This is a genomic window from Agromyces albus, from assembly GCF_030815405.1.
GTDB lineage: Bacteria > Actinomycetota > Actinomycetes > Actinomycetales > Microbacteriaceae > Agromyces > Agromyces albus_A.
The window spans coordinates 4,253,454-4,268,800 of record NZ_JAUSWX010000001.1 but is presented as its reverse complement, the minus strand read 5'-3'; the positions used below and the strand labels follow the sequence as shown (position 1 = coordinate 4,268,800).

The following is a 15,347-nucleotide window of genomic DNA, read 5'->3' as shown; positions in this document are numbered from 1 at the left end:
TGAGCTCGCTCCGCTGATCCCCCGCGCCGACCCGCGGCATCCGTTGCTCTGGATGCGACGCGGCGAGGGCATCGTGGGTCTCGGCGAGACGCTCCGCATCGAGTCGAGCGGCGCCACTCGCGTCGAGGACGCCGCCGCCGCGTGGATCGAGCTCTCCGCACTGGCCGACATCGACGACCGCGTGGGACTTCCCGGCACGGGGCTCGTGGCGTTCGGCGCGTTCGCGTTCGCCGACGAGTCCGAGGCGACGAGCGTGCTCGTGGTGCCCGAGCTCGTGCTCGGCCGGCGCGACGGGCGCGCGTGGGTCACCCGCATCTCGCTCGCGACGGGCGACGACGAGGCAGCGGATGCCGCGACATCCGTTCCCCTCGAGATTCCCGAGCCGACGCCCAAGCGTCGCGTGCCGCGCGTCACGTTCGCACCGGGAGCCGTGCCCCCCGAGGAATATGAGGCGGCCGTCGCCGAGGCCGTGCGCCGCATCGACGCCGGCGAGCTCGAGAAGGTCGTGCTCGCTCGGCAGCTCGTCGGTGAGCTGCACGAGGAGGACGGCCTCCGCGCGACCATCAACCGCCTCGCCGAGGACTACCCCGACACGTGGGTGTTCGCCGTCGACGGCCTCATCGGCGCGAGCCCCGAGACGCTCGTGCGCGTCGACCACGGCACCGTCTCGGCCCGCGTGCTGGCCGGCACGACCTCGCGCGGTGCGGGCGAGGCATCAGACCGCGAACGCGCCGTGGCCCTCGCCGCCTCGGCGAAGGACCGCGCCGAGCACGCCCTCGCCGTCGCGAGCGCAGTGAAGCGGCTCGCGCCGCACACCGCGCGCCTCGACACGAGCCCCGAGCCGTTCACCCTGCAGCTGCCCAATCTCTGGCACCTCGCGACCGACCTGAAGGGCACGCTCGGCGACGGATCGAGCGCGCTCGACCTCGTGCGCGCAGTGCACCCGACCGCTGCCGTCGCCGGCACGCCGCGGAAGGTCGCGCTGCCAGTGATCGCCGAGCTCGAGGGCTTCGATCGTGGGCGCTACGCGGGCCCGGTCGGCTGGATCGACGGCGACGGAGACGGCGAATGGGCGATCGCGTTGCGGTGCGCGCAGGTCGACGGCGACGGCACGGTCACGGCATATGCCGGTTGCGGCATAGTCCACGATTCGGTGCCGGCCGACGAGCTCGCCGAGACCGTTATGAAGTTCCGACCGATCGTAGAGGCCTTCGGCGGCTGAGGGACTTCACTGAAGCGGGTGCGTCGTCACGACGCGACGCCCGGCGCCGGCCCCGACGACCGACGAACCACCAGTTGCGGCGCCGGCGGACGGCCGATCCGAGGCGTTCCGGTACGTTCGATCTGAGCAATGAGCTTGTGGACCGATGAGCGCGCCTGGGCCTCGAAGTCGATGTGAAGGGTCGTGAGGGGCGGATCGAAGAATGCGGCCTCAGGGATGTCGTCGATGCCGACGACGCTGACATCCTCGGGAATGCGGCATCCGCGTTCCTTCAGGGCGAGCATGACGCCGAGGGCCATCTGGTCGTTCGCTGCGACGAATGCCGTCGCGTCGGGAAGGTGGGGCAGTTCCGAAACGGCCAGGTATCCCGACCGCGCCGACCAATCCCCGGAGAGGATGCCGACCGAGCGAAGTCCCTGCGCCTCGACGGCAGCGTCGAATGCGCCGATGCGGTTGCGGGCAGCCGACCATGTGACGGGCCCGGCGATGTGCACGAGCCTCGTGTGGCCGAGGCTCGCGAGGTGAGCGATGAGGGCCGGCATGCCCACACTCGTCAGATCCGAGAGGTGATTGCTGACGGCGTCGTCGGCCTCGGCGTCGATGTAGACCGGCACGCGGAACTCGATGGTCTCGAATGCGTGGGTCATCTCGTCGGTCGAGGACAGGGCGAGCACACCGGCGAGGTCGAACTGGGTGATGAGCTCGAGCGACTCCTCGATCGCGCGCGAGTTCCGCACGTCGAGTGACACCAGATCGAGGACGTACCCCGCCTCCCGGGCGGCCGCGCTCGCGCCTTGGGCGATACGGCTCGGCCCGACATTCGAGATCTCATGCGTGAGTGCGCCGATCCGGTGCGACAGCCCGGACTTGAGACTTCGCGCAGTCAGGTTGGGCCGATACCCCAGCTCATCGAGCGCCCGCACGACCTTTTCACGGGTTTCGGGACGAATGCCCTCGAAGCCCTTCAGGAAGCGGCTTACCGTCTGGTGCGACACCCCGGCTACCTGGGCGACGTCGTAGATCGTCGCGGCCTTCGCCGGCGTCACGCTGCCGCCTCCCGGCCCGAGCGTTCGTGTGCCCTCGGCCATTTTCGATCCTCCCGATGCGGTGCCGTGTACCGCCCCGACGCATCACCAGTGCAAGTTCATCACGATGGCGCGTTCTTGCTTGACACGGCGATGTTATCGGCAACATTATGGACCCGTCTGAATGTTGTCGGCAACATTCGACGGTCGTCCACAACCGAACGGCCAACGCCCACAACGGAGTACGCACGAGATGAAGCGCACCGATCCCGTCCAGCCCACCGGCATCCTCTTCGGCGCCGCCTATTACGCCGAGTATCACCGCGAGGACCGTACGGCGAAAGATCTCGACCTCATGAAGGACGCGAAGTTCTCGGTCATCCGCGTCGGCGAATCGGTGTGGTCGACGTGGGAGCCGCGTGACAACGAGTTCGACCTCGACTGGCTGCAGCCGGTGCTCGACGGGGCGCACGAGCGAGGCATCGCCGTCATCCTCGGCACTCCGACCTACGCGGTCCCGCCGTGGCTGCAGACCGCGTACCCCGAGATCGCGGCCGAGCGTCGCACCGGCGAACGCGTGCCCTGGGGCGCGCGGCAGGAGGTCGACTACTCGCACCCCGCGTTCCTCTTCCATGCCGAGCGGGTCATCCGTGCCGTCGTCGCCCGCTACGCCGACCACCCCGCGGTGATCGGCTTCCAGGTCGACAACGAGCCGGGCATGGAGCTCTTCCACAACCGCGGCACGTTCCAGCGGTTCGTGCGCCGCCTCAAAGCGAAGTACGGCGACGTCGAGACCCTCAATCGCGAATGGGGCCTCACCTACTGGTCGCACCGGCTCAGCGACTGGTCCGACCTCTGGACGCCCGACGGCAACACACTCCCCCAGTACGACCTCGCCTGGCGCCGGTACCAGGCCGACCTCACGACCGAGTTCATCGCCTGGCAGGCCGGCATCGTGCGCGAGTACGCGAACGACGAGCAGTTCGTGACAACGTGCATCGCCTATCCGCGCCCCGCGGTCGACGACGAAGCGCTCGTCGGCGCCCTCGACATCACCGCGGGAAATCCGTACTACGCGATGCAGGACCACCTCGACGCCGAGCTCGAGCTCGACGCCGTGACGGACTGGACGACCTCGGGCGTGGCCGGACTCTTCCGCCAGGCCGACCGGATCTTCTCCTCGAAGCAGTCGCGATTCCTCGTCACCGAGACCGACGCGCAGTCGATCGGCGGGTCCGAATTCAACCTGCCGCCCTACCCCGGCCAGCTCAAGCAGTCCGCCCTCGCGTTCGTGTCGCGCGGGGCCGCGATGATCGAGTACTGGCACTGGCACACGCTCCCCTACGGCACCGAGACCTACTGGGGCGGCGTGCTGCCGCACAGCCTCGTTCCCGGCCGGGTCTATGCCGAGCTGTCCGAGCTCGGCTCCGATCTCGCGGCCATCGGCGAGCAGCTCGACGGGTTCGAGCCCGACGCGGATGTCGCGATCCTGTGGTCGACCGACAGCCGGTTCGCGCTCGAGTTCTTCCCGCCGTTCCCGACCGAGCAGGGCGCGCCCGACCGGGCGTCGTACGCACGCATCATCGACGCCTTCCACCGCGGCGTCATCGACGCGGGTGCGCAATCGCGCATCCTGCACACCGGCCAGGCCCATGGGTTCGGGGCCGCCGAGCTCGCTGCGCGCTTCCCGGTGCTCATCGCGCCGGGCTTCTATGCGGCATCCGATGACGACCTCGACCTTCTTCGCGAGTACGCCGCGGCAGGGGGTCACCTCGTGATCGGCGTACGCACGGGATACGGCGACGACGAGGCGCGCGCCCGGGTCGCGATCGCACCCGACCGCCTCTACGAAGCGGCGGGCGTGCACTACGAGGAGTTCTCGAACCTCCAACAGCGCGTCGCCGTCACGGGTGAGGGCAGCCTTTCGGTGTCGACGGATGCCGCAGCCGACCTCTGGGCCGACGGCCTCATCACCGACGGCGCAGAGGTGCTCGCGCGATACCGCCACCCCCGTTTCACTGACTTCCCCGCCGTCACGACGAACGACCACGGCGAGGGGCGGATCACGGTGGTCGGCTGCGTCCCGTCGCCGACGTTCGCCGCCGATCTCGTGCGCTGGGCGGTTCCCGAGCCCATCGCCGACGATCTGGCGCAGCAGCGCGGCCCCGCCGTGACGATCTCGTCCGGCACGCTCCCCGACGGCCGCCGAGCCTCGTTCGTCTTCAACTGGAGCTGGAACGAGACGACGGTCACGCTCGCGCGCCCGGTCGTCGACGCCGTCACCGCCGCAGCACATGCGGCCGGCACTGAACTCCCCCTCGCCGCATGGTCGACGCAGACCCTCATCGATGGGTGAGACGACCGGGACGACACGTCTCCGGTCTTCACGAGAGAAGGAAAAGGACATGAGGAAAGCACCAAGAACAGCACTGGCGCTGGGCTCCGGCGCCGTGGCCGCAGCATTGATCCTCTCCGGCTGCACTCCCGGAGGTGGCGACGCCGGTGAGGATGCCGGCCCCATCACCGAAGAGCAGCGCGAGGAGGCCCTCAACACCGAGACCGAGCTCACGTTCTGGACGTGGGTTCCCGACATCGAGAACGAGGTCGCGCTCTTCGAGGAGAAGTACCCCGCGATCGACGTCAAGGTCGAGAACGTCGGCCAGGGCCTGCCCCACTACCAGAAGCTCCGCAGCGCGATCGAGGCCGGCGAAGGCGCGCCCGATGTCGCACAGGTGGAGTACCAGTACATCCCGTCGTTCGTGCTGCCCGAATCGCTGCTCGACCTGACGCCCTACGGTGCAGAGGACATCGCGGGCGACTACGTCGACTGGGCATGGGACCAGGTGTCGCCCGGCGACGAGGTGTGGGCGGTCCCGCAGGACGTCGGCCCGATGGGCAACCTCTACCGTGAAGACCTCCTGACGCAAGCGGGCATCACCGAGCCGCCGGCAACCTGGGAGGAGTACGCCACGGCCGCCAAGGCGGTGAAGGATTCCACGGGCTCGTACATCTCCAACCTCGGTGCCACCCAGGCCGGCCAGATGATCGGCTTCATGTGGCAGCGGGGAGTCAAGCCCTTCGCCTACGACGGCGAGGACACCGTGTCCATCAACGTCAACAGCGACGAGGCCAAGGAGGTCGCCGACTACTGGACGGGGCTGATCCAGCAGGATCTCATCTCGACCGACGTCGACTTCAACGACCAGTGGTACCAGGGCCTCGCGAGCGGGAAGTACGCCGGCTGGCTCACCGCAGCGTGGGGGCCGATCTTCCTCCAGGGCACAGCCGAGGGCACCTCGGGCCTCTGGCGGGCGGCTCCGCTGCCGCAGTGGGAGGAGGGCGAGGAGGTCGCCGGCAACTGGGGCGGCTCGGCCGACGCGGTGCTCGCGTCGAGTGAGAACCCCATCGCCGCCTACGAGCTCGCGAAGTTCATCAACAACGACGAGGAGTCCGCGATGAAGCTCGCGACGGAGCAGTTCCTGTTCCCGCCGCAGGTGTCGGTGCTCGAGGATCCCGCGTTCGTCGACCAGGCGTCCGAGTTCTACGGGGGCCAGGAGGTCAACAAGCTGTTCTCCGAGATCTCCGAGACGGTGGACACCGACTTCCAGTGGCTGCCGTTCATGGACTACGTCTACTCCACCTATGAGGAGACGATGGGCACCGTGATCGCGGACAAGGGCGACATCTCCGCAGCGCTCGACACCTGGCAGGACCAGCTCGTCAGCTACGCGGAGGACCAGGGCTTCACCGTCGAGTGAGTCCAGCGGGTGCTCGCCGTACGCAGCGGCGGGCACCCCGGCTCCGCCCGCGGGCCGGCCGTCGGGCCGACCCACCACCTACGAAGAGAGAAGGGATCGCCGTGTCGCACTCCCCGGCGCTCAGCGCCGAGCGCTCCTCCGCACCACCGCATCGCCATTCGAGCACGTCCAAGCGCAAGCAGAACATCGCCGCGTACCTGTTCATCCTGCCGTTCTTCGTCGTGTTCATCGCGATGCTCATCGTGCCCCTGGTCTACTCGGGGTACCTGAGCCTCTTCGAGAGCAAGCTCATCGGCGGCGAGGTCTTCGCGGGGCTCGCCAACTACGTCCGCGCGCTGCAGGACTCCGCGTTCCTCGCGAGCCTCGGCCGCATGGGGCTGTTCTTCATCGTCCAGGTGCCGATCATGCTCGGCCTGGCGCTGTTCTTCGCTCTCGCGCTCGACAGCGGCCGAGCCCGTGGGGCACGCGGCGCTCGCCTCCTGATCTTCATGCCGTATGCCGTTCCCGCCGTGGTCGCAACACTCATGTGGGGCTACCTGTACGGACCCGACTTCGGACCGATCGCCCAGATCGCCCGCGCGGTGGGCCTCGGCACGCCGGAGTTCCTCTCGCCCGAGAACATCCTCGGCTCGATGATGAACATCGTCACGTGGGAGTTCGTCGGCTACAACATGATCATCCTGTATGCTGCCCTCAGATCCATTCCGGGCGAGCTCTACGAGGCGGCCGAGATCGACGGCGCCGGCCAGTTCCGCATCGCGTGGAGCGTCAAGATCCCCGCGATCCGCCCGGCGATCCTGCTGACGGTGATCTTCTCGATCATCGGCACGTTCCAGCTCTTCGCCGAGCCGAGCCTGTTGAACGCGATCGCGCCCGATGCGATCACGAACTCGTTCACGCCGAATTACTACGCCTACAACCTCGCGTTCATCAACCAGGAACTGAACTACGCGGCCGCCATCGCCTTCCTCCTCGGGATCTTCATCGCGATCGTGTCGTACATCGTGCAGCTCAGTACGCAACAGCGCGAACGTCGCGAGAGGACCACCTCATGACCTCGATCGATACTCGCGCCTCGGTGACCATCGGAGAGGTCACCAGCCCGCGCCGCACCAGGCGCGGCTACGCCCCAGAGCGGCGACGGAGCCTGCTGCTCACGGTGCTGCTGTGGCTGTGCGTGCTGTACTTCGTGCTGCCGCTGTGGTGGCTCCTCGTCTCGGCGACGAAGGACAACTCCGGACTCTTCTCCACCTTCGGCCTCTGGTTCGGCGGGGACTTCTCGCTCTTCGAGAACCTGCAGACCCTGTTCACGATCCGCGGGGGCATCTTCACGCGCTGGCTGATCAACACGGTCATCTACTCGGTCGCCTCCGCGGCAGGGGCCACGCTCCTGGCCACGATGGCGGGATACGCGTTCGCCAAGTACGACTTCCCGGGGAGCAAGGCGCTCTTCAGCGCGACGCTCGGCGCGATCATGATCCCGCTCACGGCGCTGGCCCTCCCGACCTACCTGCTGTTCTCGAACGCGGGGCTCACCGACACCCCGTGGGCGATCATCATCCCCTCGCTCGTGAGCCCGTTCGGCGTGTACCTCATGCGGGTCTACGCGGCCGACGCGATCCCGACCGAGCTCATCGAGGCGGCTCGGGTCGACGGCGCCGGCGAGTTCCGCATCTTCTGGCAGGTGGGCCTGCGCCTGCTCGGACCCGGTCTCGTCACGGTGTTCCTCTTCTCGCTCGTCGCGACATGGAACAACTACTTCCTGCCGCTGATCATGCTGAACAGCTCGGAGCTCTACCCGATCACCGTCGGCCTCGCGCAGATCCAGGCGGCGGCCTCGGCCGGAGGCGGCTCGCAAGCGCTGTTCTCCACCGTCACCACCGGGTCGTTCGTGGCCGTACTCCCGCTGATCATCGCCTTCCTGTTCCTGCAGCGGTACTGGCAGAGCGGGCTCGCCACGGGAGGCGTGAAGGGATGACGATCTCATAGGGCGGCGTGCCGCATCCGTCGTGTGGCGGATGCGGCATCCGTCGCGAGTGGCGTCAGCTCGCCGCGAGGCGCGCCTTCTCCTCCGCCACGTCGTAGTCGGCGACCGGCCACTCGAGCTGCATCGCCTCGAGCGCCTCGATCAGCAGGTGCTGCACGGCGAGCCGCGCGTACCACTTGCGGTCGGCCGGAACCACGTACCAGGGCGCGATCGGGGTCGCCGTTCGGTCGAACGCCGTCTGGAACGCCTCCATGTAGTTCGGCCCGAGCAGGCGCTCGTCGATGTCGGCGGGGTTGAACTTCCAATGCTTCTTCGGCCGGTCGAGGCGCGCTTGCAGCCGGGCCTTCTGCTCTTCGGGCGAGATGTGCAGCATGACCTTCATGATGGCGATGCCGGATGCCGCGAGCTCCGCCTCGAACGAGTTGATCGCGCCGTAGCGACGCTCGATCTCTTCAGGCGGCGCGAGCTCGCGCACCTTGCCGATGAGCACGTCTTCATAATGCGAGCGATCGAAGACGCCGATCATGCCCGGCCCGGGAACCTCCTTGCGGATGCGCCAGAGGAAGTCCTGCTCGAGCTCTTCAGGTGTGGGCTTCTTGAACGCGGTGAGGTGCACGCCCTGCGGGTCGACCGACCCCATGACGTGCTTGACGATGCCGCCCTTGCCCGCGGTGTCGAGGGCCTGCAGCACGATGAGGACACGGCGCCCGTCGCCGCCCATGCGACTGTTGGCGAAGAGCTGCTCCTGCAGTTCGGCGAGGATGCCCGCGCCTTCGGCCAGGGCCTTGACGCCGTCGGCCTTGTTTCCGTCGAATCCGGGATGCGAGCGCGGGTCGACATCGGCGAGCCGGAACCCCTCGCCCACTCGCAGCAGTTCGCTCGGATCCGCGGTCCAGTACGACTCCCGGCTCATGCCACGCTCCCCTCGGCGACGGGCAACATCGCACATGTCAATCCTGCCCACCGGCGGCACCGCGAACAAGGGCGCCGCGCGGTCGTGAGCCGCTCAGCGCGGCAGCGGCACCTCGAGCAGCTGCGGGCTGTCGATGCCGCCCGTGAGCGCTTCGTCGAGCTCGCCGCGCGTCGTCGCGCGTGCGTATCCCCAGCCGTATGCGGCGGCGAGCGACGCGAAGTCCACGTGCTGCGGCGTGAACTGCACCCGGTCGAACGCCTCGGGCGGCGCCGAACCAGCCACCTCGAGTGCGTCGAAGATCGACCCGCCGCCGTCGTTGCCGACGATGAGCTGCAGTCGGGGCATCCGCTCTCCGGCGCCGAGGAGCAGCGACCCGACATCGTGCAACAGCGTGAGGTCGCCGATGAGGGCGCGGGTGACACCGGCGTCGGTGGTTACGGATCCCGCGGCATCGACGTCGGCCCCGGGCGGCGCGACCTGGCTCGCGATCGCGATGCCGAGCGCGGTGGCGACGGTGCCGTCGATTCCCGCGAGACCGCGATTCGCGTGCACGGTGATGCGGCGGCCGGGCACTGCGCGGTCGGCGTCGCGGATCAGCCGAGACGCGCCGAACACGAGCCGGTCATGAGGCCAGGTCGCGGCCCAGACGGCGTCGACGAGGGAGCGGCGCGTGATAGGCGCGCGCACCGTGGCGAGTTGGGCGCGCATGTAGTCGCGTTGGGCGGCGAAGTCGGCGACGTGTCCGTGCTCGCCGATGCCGCTCTGCGACGGCCCGGCCTGCGGCAGGCCCGCCTCGACGAGCGTGCGGCTCGCGTGCACCCAGCGTCCCACCCAGGCGCGCTCCTCTGCGGACTGCGGATGCTCCTCGGCGCGCACGGCGCGCTCGAACCGCCGCACCCGGCGCCCCGGGTTGAACCACTCGATGCCCGAGGGCGCGACGGCGATCGTCTCGACGCCGTCGCGGTGCACGAGCGCGGGCACCTCTCGGGAGAGCGTCGGATGTCCGAACACGACGACCCGCTCGACGAGGTCGCCGAAGCCCGGCTCAGCCAGGAGCTCCCGGTAGGCGACGACGAGATTCGGGCCGAAGTGCGCGCCGCTCGTAACCTCGGCGAGGAGCGGCCAGCCGCCGGCGCGAGCGAACTCCTCGGCGACCGGTCCGGCACCGGCGCCGGCGATCACCACCGTCAAGGGTCCGGGCTCGATGAGCGCGGCATGGTCGCCGTCGGCGTCGCGGTCGCCCTCGCCGGCCAGCGACGCCCGACTCATGCCGCTCGCGGCATCCCCACGCACCACTGACCCATCACCGAGCAGCATCCGCTCATCAAGGGTGATCGCGGCCGACAGCGGCTCGCGCAGCTGGAGGTTCAAATGCACGGGGCCGGGCCCGGGATGCGGCACGAACGCTCCGGAATCGTCGCGACCGAGTGCTGCGGCGACGGCTTCGCGGGCGAGGCGCGCTGCGGCATCCGTCTCGCCCGGCGCTCCCTCGGGAGCCGCGGCGTCGCGTTCGAGCCGCACCGCACCCGCGAAGATGCCGGGCTGCATCGTGGTCTGGTTCGAGCGGATGCCGCGGAGCTCGGCCGGCCGATCGGCCGAGAGCACGATGAGCGGCACTCCCGAGTGGTGGGCTTCGAGCACCGCCGGATGCAGGTTCGCGACCGCGGTGCCCGACGTGGTCACGACGAGGGTCGGGCGACCGGACTCGACGGCAAGACCGAGAGCGAGGAACGCCGCGCCCCGTTCGTCGATGCGCACGTGCAGCCGGATGGCGCCGACGCGCTCGAACTCGGCCGCGGCGAGCGCGAGCGCTTGCGACCGCGAGCCGGGCGCGACCACGACGTCGATGACGCCGGCCCGCACGAACGAAGCGAACAACGCCATGGTGGCGTCGCTCGCGGGACTTCTCCGGCGCTCGGGCGCCGGTTCAGCCATTCGGGCGACCGGATGGGCCGGACTCACCCGGCGTCTCTGGGGTATCGGGGCGCTGGCTCTCGGTGCCGAGCGTGTCGTCGCCGGCCTCGGTGGCGCCCGCACCGCCCGCGCCGCCCTTGCCGGCCGCGCCGGAGTCGTCGTCGAGCTCGGCGAGCTCCTGCTCGAGCCGGCGGATGCGCTCGTCTTGCGCGGCGTCGTTCTGGAGACGGCGCAGGAAGTCGGTGTCGTCGTCGGGGGCGACCTCGCGACTGCGGCCGGCGGGGATTCTGCCGACACGACCTCGCCCGATGAGGAACCACAGCACCGCGCCGATGACGGGCACGAACAGGATCACGACGATCCACCAGCCCCGGCTGAGCCCGCGAATGCGCGTGCGATCGAAGAACGCGCAGTCGGCGACGGCGTAGACCATGAAGATCACGGCGGCGACGCCGAGTCCGAAAAGCAGCCGGGCCATGACCACAGTCTAGGCGCGTCGCGCTGCACTACGGCTGGGAGACTCCACAGGCGCCACGCCTACACTGGCATGGTGAAATCCGTGCCCGTCTGGATCTGGTACACCCTGCTGCGCATCGCACTGTTCGCCGTGCCGCTCGCAGCGTTGCTCCTCGCCGGCGTGACCCCATGGATCGCCGCGGTCGTGGCGGCGGTCTTCGGGCTCAGCGCCTCGCTGCTGTTCCTGCGGGGCGCGCGCGAATCGATCTCGAGCGACCTCTACCGGGCGCGCCACCGTGAGCAGCCGGTCACGAGAGACGATGACGACGCGGAGGATGCCGCGGTCGAGGCATCCGTTCGCCAGCCGGCGCCACAGCGGTCAGAGCGCGAAGACGAGTCCTAGCCCGACGCCGTAGAGCAGCGCCGTGAGGCTCGCGAGCTGCAGCGCGGTGAGCAGTTCGCGCGGCGTCTTGCCCCAAAGCACGATCACGCACGCGGGCAGCGCCGCGAGCAGCGCGAAGAACACGAGGGTGGCCGTCGGGTACAGGAACGCCCAGAACACGACGATGCCGAACGGCGCGAGCATGAAGATCGTGAAGAGGATGCGCCCCGCGAGCGGGCCGACGAGCACCGCGAGGGTGCGCTTGCCTGCCGCCTTGTCTTGCACGACGTCGCGCAGGTTGTTGGCCATGAGCACGGCGCACGCGATGAGGCCCACGCCCACTCCCCCGAGCCAGGCCTCGAGGTTGACGGTGAGCGCCTGCACGAATGCTGAGCCGGCGGTGGCGACGAGGCCGAAGAAGACGAAGACGAACAACTCGCCGAGGCCGTAATAGCCATACGGATGCCGCCCGCCCGTGTAGAACCACGCGGCGACGATCGCCGCCGCACCCACCGCGAGCAGCCACCACTGGCCGGTCACGATCGTGAGGGTGAGCCCGGCGAGCGCCGCGAGCGCAAAGAAGCTCAGCGCGACGGCGAGCACGTGCCTCGGCTTCGCCGCGCCCGAGGCCGTGAGCCGTGCGGGCCCGACGCGGTGGTCGTCGGTGCCGCGCACCCCGTCGGAGTAGTCGTTCGCGTAGTTCACGCCGATCTGCAGCGCGAGGGCGACGACGAGGGCGAGCACGGCGCGAGCCGGATGCCACGGCCCGTCGGCGATCGCGACGACACCGGCGCCCGTGCCGAGCGCGACCGGCGCGATCGCGAGCGGGAGGGTGCGCAAGCGCGCTCCCGCGATCCAGTCGGCCGCGGTCGCCGGACGCGGGGGCGGCTTGGGATTGCCGCGCGCGGCTTTCGCCGGGTTGCCCGACCGGCTGCGCGGTGCTGCTTTCGGGGCAGAGTGGTTCTGCGCCTTCTTGGCGGAGCCGTTCGCCGCTTTCGGGGCGGAGCCGTCCGCTTTCGGGGCGGAGCCGTTCTTCGCGCGAGCTGCCTCACGCTTCGCGAGCTCGTCGGCGGGGTTCAATCTCTGGGGTTTCGGGCGGGCCACGCCACCATGCTAGACGGATGCGGCGCCGCGGCGGCGGCGCGGGGTCAGCCCTCGCGCTCGAGGAGCACCGCGAGGGCCTGGCGATCGGGCTTGCCCGAGTCGAGGCTCGGCACGTCGTCGACGACGACGAGCCGGGCCGGGCGGGCGGCAGGCGGGAGGCCGGCGGCATCGGTTGCGGCGGCGAGGGTGCTGAGGGCATCGGACGCCGCAGCGGCATCCGTCCCAGGAGCCGCGACCGCCGCTCGCTCACCCCATTCCAGATCTTCGATCCGCAGCACGACGGCATGCTCGAAGCCCGGCACAGCGCGCACGGCACGCTCGACCTCGCCGAGCACGACCTTGACGCCGCCGGAGATGATCACGTCGTCGGCACGTCCGGTGATCAGGAGGCGGCCGTCGTCGTCGTCGATCGAGCCGAGATCACCGGTGCGGTACCAGCGCCTGCCGGCGGCATCCGTCGTGAACACCGACTCGGTGAGCTCTGCGTCGCCGAGATACCCCTCTGCGAGCATCGGGCCCGAGAGCTCGACGACGCCGTCGACGATGCGCAACCCGACGTCCTCGAGGGGCCGGCCGTCGTAGACGCATCCGCCGGCCGTCTCGGTCGAGCCGTAGGTGCGCGTGACGAGCGCGCCCATGGCGCACGCGCGTTCGACGAGGCCCGTGGGCGCCGACTGGCCGCCGACGAGGATGCGGTCGTAGGAGCGCATCGCCTCCGCCACGGCAGGGTCGGTCTCAGCGGCGTCGACGAGCCGCGCGAGCTGTACGGGCACGAGCGACGTGAAGCGCAGGCCGGTCGGGTCGAGTCGGGCGGATCCCGCGGCGAATGCGACGGGATCGAAGCCCCCGCCCTCGAGCACGATGGGAGCGGTGCCAGCGATGATCGACCGGACCAGCACCTGGGCGCCCGCGATGTAGTGCGTCGGCAGAGCGAGCAGCCATTGCCCGTGACCGCCGAGCTCACGCATCACCGAGCGTGCACTCAACCGCAGTGCTTCGGACGAGAGCGCGACGCGCTTCGGCGAGGCCGTCGACCCGCTCGTCTCGATGACGAGCGCGATGCCCTCGGGCTCCAGTGAGACGACCGGGTCGTCGGGAACGCGTTCGCGGGGCATCGGCAGCACGGGCATGGCGTCGAGCAGCACGGCGTCACGCAACTGCGCGGTGAGCGCGGCAATGTCATCGGACGCCACCGCGAGGAGGGGCCAGCTGCCCCGAGCGCTCAGAAGTGCCATGGGTACGGCCCCCAGTCGGGGTCGCGCTTCTCGAGGAACGCATCGCGACCCTCGACCGCCTCGTCGGTGCCGTATGCGAGACGCGTCGCCTCGCCGGCGAAGACCTGCTGCCCCATCATGCCGTCGTCGACGGCGTTGAACGCGAACTTCAGCATGCGGATCGCCGTCGGCGACTTGGTGAGGATGGTGCGCGCCATGGCGATCGCCTCGCGTTCGAGGTCAGCATGCCCGACCACTCGGTTCACGGCGCCCATCTCGTATGCACGTTCGGCCGAGTACTCCTCGGCGAGGAAGAACACCTCGCGGGCGAACTTCTGTCCGATCTGCCTCGCGAAGTAGGCACTGCCGTAGCCGGCGTCGAAGCTGCCGACGTCGGCATCCGTCTGCTTGAACCGGCCGTGCTCTCGGCTCGCGATCGTGAGGTCGCAGACGACGTGGAGCGAGTGGCCGCCGCCCGCCGCCCAGCCCGGCACGACCGCGATGACGACCTTCGGCATGAAGCGGATCAGGCGCTGCACCTCGAGGATGTGCAGGCGCCCGAGGCCGGTCGCCGGCCCCGGTGGTTGAGTGGCGTCGGAGTCGTACTGGTAGCCATCGCGGCCGCGAATCCGCTGGTCGCCGCCCGAGCAGAACGCCCAGCCGCCGTCTTTCTCGCTCGGTCCGTTGCCCGTGAGCAGCACGACCCCGATGCGGGGATCGATGCGTGCGTGCTCGAGCGCCCGGTAGAGCTCGTCGACGGTGTGCGGGCGGAACGCGTTGCGCACCTCGGGCCGGTCGAACGCGATGCGGGCGATGCGGCCGTCGACCGAGTGGTGGTAGGTGATGTCGGAGAAACCGGATGATGCGGTAACGCCGGGCGCGGCATCCGTCCACTCGTTCGCATCGAACAATTGGGATACCTCGGGCGCCATGAGCCCAGCCTATTCCGCGGCAGCGTTCGCGACGTCGGCGATTCAGAGACCGGTGGGCGCTGCCTCGAAGAAGGACACGGTGCTCGCGATGACGAGCGAGCCCACCCACAGCGCAGCGGCGCTGATCGGGATGAGTGCTGCGATGATGATCGCCACGCCGATGACGCTGATGGCGATGTTGCGCGGTGTCGATTCGGGCGCCACTTCGCCGGCCTCGATCTCGCCGCCGAGCAGCTGGTCGAGTTCGGACCGGGGTGCGTCGACGCCTGCCGCACGAGCCGTCGCCTCTGCGCTCGTTGAGTGCGTGCCGTCGCCTGCCATGCCCCGAGCCTACCGCCAACCGGTTCGCCGGTACCGGCGCGCGCGCGTTCCGACACCGCGCCCGCCCGACACCGCGCCCTCCGCACACCGCGCCCTCCGCACGCGGGGCCGATCCGCCC

Annotated in this window: 14 protein-coding genes; 6 read left to right on the top strand and 8 right to left on the bottom strand. The window is 69.7% G+C overall.

The features are described from left to right. Positions 1-1,222 (top strand): isochorismate synthase (locus QFZ29_RS20335; protein ID WP_306896545.1); only part of this gene is annotated, 1,222 nt, incomplete at its 5' end. Between the two features lie 26 nt (positions 1,223-1,248). Here the strand turns inward: QFZ29_RS20335 and QFZ29_RS20330 are convergent. Next, complete coding sequence (locus QFZ29_RS20330) at positions 1,249-2,310, bottom strand: LacI family DNA-binding transcriptional regulator (RefSeq protein WP_306896544.1); 1,062 nt, start codon at positions 2,308-2,310, stop codon at positions 1,249-1,251. 190 nt (positions 2,311-2,500) lie between these two features. Between QFZ29_RS20330 and QFZ29_RS20325 the strand changes: the two genes are divergently transcribed. The 4 genes from QFZ29_RS20325 to QFZ29_RS20310 all read left to right on the top strand — a co-directional run bounded on the left by QFZ29_RS20325 (position 2,501) and on the right by QFZ29_RS20310 (position 7,983). Continuing rightward, positions 2,501-4,603 carry a beta-galactosidase gene (locus tag QFZ29_RS20325; RefSeq protein ID WP_306896541.1) on the top strand — a complete coding sequence of 701 codons (2,103 nt, stop codon included), beginning with the start codon at positions 2,501-2,503 and terminating at the stop codon, positions 4,601-4,603. Positions 4,604-4,652: 49 nt separating this feature from the next. Then, positions 4,653-6,005, top strand: coding sequence for an ABC transporter substrate-binding protein (locus QFZ29_RS20320; protein WP_306896540.1), 1,353 nt, complete (start codon positions 4,653-4,655; stop codon positions 6,003-6,005). Positions 6,006-6,106: 101 nt separating this feature from the next. Continuing rightward, positions 6,107-7,060, top strand: coding sequence for a carbohydrate ABC transporter permease (locus QFZ29_RS20315; RefSeq protein ID WP_306896539.1), 954 nt, complete (start codon positions 6,107-6,109; stop codon positions 7,058-7,060). Beyond that, positions 7,057-7,983 carry a carbohydrate ABC transporter permease gene (locus tag QFZ29_RS20310; protein ID WP_306896537.1) on the top strand — a complete coding sequence of 309 codons (927 nt, stop codon included), beginning with the start codon at positions 7,057-7,059 and terminating at the stop codon, positions 7,981-7,983. The genes QFZ29_RS20315 and QFZ29_RS20310 overlap by 4 nt, the downstream gene beginning before the upstream one ends. Positions 7,984-8,047: 64 nt before the next feature. On the opposite strand, the gene QFZ29_RS20305 is transcribed toward QFZ29_RS20310, so the two are convergent. The 3 genes from QFZ29_RS20305 to QFZ29_RS20295 form a co-directional block, all read right to left on the bottom strand. Next, positions 8,048-8,905 (bottom strand): polyphosphate kinase 2 family protein, encoded by an 858-nt coding sequence (locus QFZ29_RS20305; RefSeq protein WP_306896536.1) that lies wholly within the window; start codon positions 8,903-8,905, stop codon positions 8,048-8,050. A gap of 93 nt (positions 8,906-8,998) precedes the next feature. Beyond that, positions 8,999-10,840, bottom strand: coding sequence for a 2-succinyl-5-enolpyruvyl-6-hydroxy-3-cyclohexene-1-carboxylic-acid synthase (gene menD, locus QFZ29_RS20300; RefSeq protein WP_306896534.1), 1,842 nt, complete (start codon positions 10,838-10,840; stop codon positions 8,999-9,001). Beyond that, a complete protein-coding gene (locus QFZ29_RS20295) occupies positions 10,833-11,297 on the bottom strand; it encodes a PLD nuclease N-terminal domain-containing protein (RefSeq protein ID WP_306896532.1) in 465 nt (154 codons plus the stop codon). The genes menD and QFZ29_RS20295 overlap by 8 nt, the downstream gene beginning before the upstream one ends. Before the next feature lie 72 nt (positions 11,298-11,369). Between QFZ29_RS20295 and QFZ29_RS20290 the strand changes: the two genes are divergently transcribed. Beyond that, entirely contained in the window at positions 11,370-11,678 is a 309-nt protein-coding gene (locus QFZ29_RS20290) for a DUF4229 domain-containing protein (protein WP_306896530.1), read from the top strand. Here the strand turns inward: QFZ29_RS20290 and QFZ29_RS20285 are convergent. The 4 genes from QFZ29_RS20285 to QFZ29_RS20270 are packed head-to-tail and all read right to left on the bottom strand — an operon-like array spanning position 11,655 to position 15,228. Then, positions 11,655-12,761 carry a 1,4-dihydroxy-2-naphthoate polyprenyltransferase gene (locus tag QFZ29_RS20285; RefSeq protein WP_306896528.1) on the bottom strand — a complete coding sequence of 369 codons (1,107 nt, stop codon included), beginning with the start codon at positions 12,759-12,761 and terminating at the stop codon, positions 11,655-11,657. The genes QFZ29_RS20290 and QFZ29_RS20285 overlap by 24 nt on opposite strands. 44 nt (positions 12,762-12,805) lie before the next feature. Beyond that, positions 12,806-13,996, bottom strand: a complete 1,191-nt coding sequence (locus tag QFZ29_RS20280; RefSeq protein WP_306896526.1) for an AMP-binding protein — start codon at positions 13,994-13,996, stop codon at positions 12,806-12,808. Further along, entirely contained in the window at positions 13,984-14,907 is a 924-nt protein-coding gene (locus tag QFZ29_RS20275; protein WP_306896524.1) for a 1,4-dihydroxy-2-naphthoyl-CoA synthase, read from the bottom strand. The genes QFZ29_RS20280 and QFZ29_RS20275 overlap by 13 nt, the downstream gene beginning before the upstream one ends. A gap of 42 nt (positions 14,908-14,949) precedes the next feature. Further along, on the bottom strand, positions 14,950-15,228 hold the full coding sequence (locus tag QFZ29_RS20270; RefSeq protein ID WP_306896522.1) for a hypothetical protein: 279 nt from the start codon (positions 15,226-15,228) through the stop codon (positions 14,950-14,952). Positions 15,229-15,347 lie beyond the last annotated feature (119 nt).

What these genes read in the sequence shown, in the direction of transcription:
- QFZ29_RS20270 (WP_306896522.1), bottom strand. Translation starts at nt 15,228, where the DNA reads ATGGCAGGCGACGGCACGCACTCAACGAGCGCAGAGGCGACGGCTCGT.
- QFZ29_RS20330 (WP_306896544.1), bottom strand. Translation starts at nt 2,310, where the DNA reads ATGGCCGAGGGCACACGAACGCTCGGGCCGGGAGGCGGCAGCGTGACG.
- QFZ29_RS20280 (WP_306896526.1), bottom strand. Translation starts at nt 13,996, where the DNA reads ATGGCACTTCTGAGCGCTCGGGGCAGCTGGCCCCTCCTCGCGGTGGCG.
- QFZ29_RS20325 (WP_306896541.1), top strand. Translation starts at nt 2,501, where the DNA reads ATGAAGCGCACCGATCCCGTCCAGCCCACCGGCATCCTCTTCGGCGCC.
- QFZ29_RS20295 (WP_306896532.1), bottom strand. Translation starts at nt 11,297, where the DNA reads ATGGCCCGGCTGCTTTTCGGACTCGGCGTCGCCGCCGTGATCTTCATG.
- QFZ29_RS20305 (WP_306896536.1), bottom strand. Translation starts at nt 8,905, where the DNA reads ATGAGCCGGGAGTCGTACTGGACCGCGGATCCGAGCGAACTGCTGCGA.
- QFZ29_RS20275 (WP_306896524.1), bottom strand. Translation starts at nt 14,907, where the DNA reads ATGGCGCCCGAGGTATCCCAATTGTTCGATGCGAACGAGTGGACGGAT.
- QFZ29_RS20310 (WP_306896537.1), top strand. Translation starts at nt 7,057, where the DNA reads ATGACCTCGATCGATACTCGCGCCTCGGTGACCATCGGAGAGGTCACC.
- QFZ29_RS20320 (WP_306896540.1), top strand. Translation starts at nt 4,653, where the DNA reads ATGAGGAAAGCACCAAGAACAGCACTGGCGCTGGGCTCCGGCGCCGTG.
- menD (WP_306896534.1), bottom strand. Translation starts at nt 10,840, where the DNA reads ATGGCTGAACCGGCGCCCGAGCGCCGGAGAAGTCCCGCGAGCGACGCC.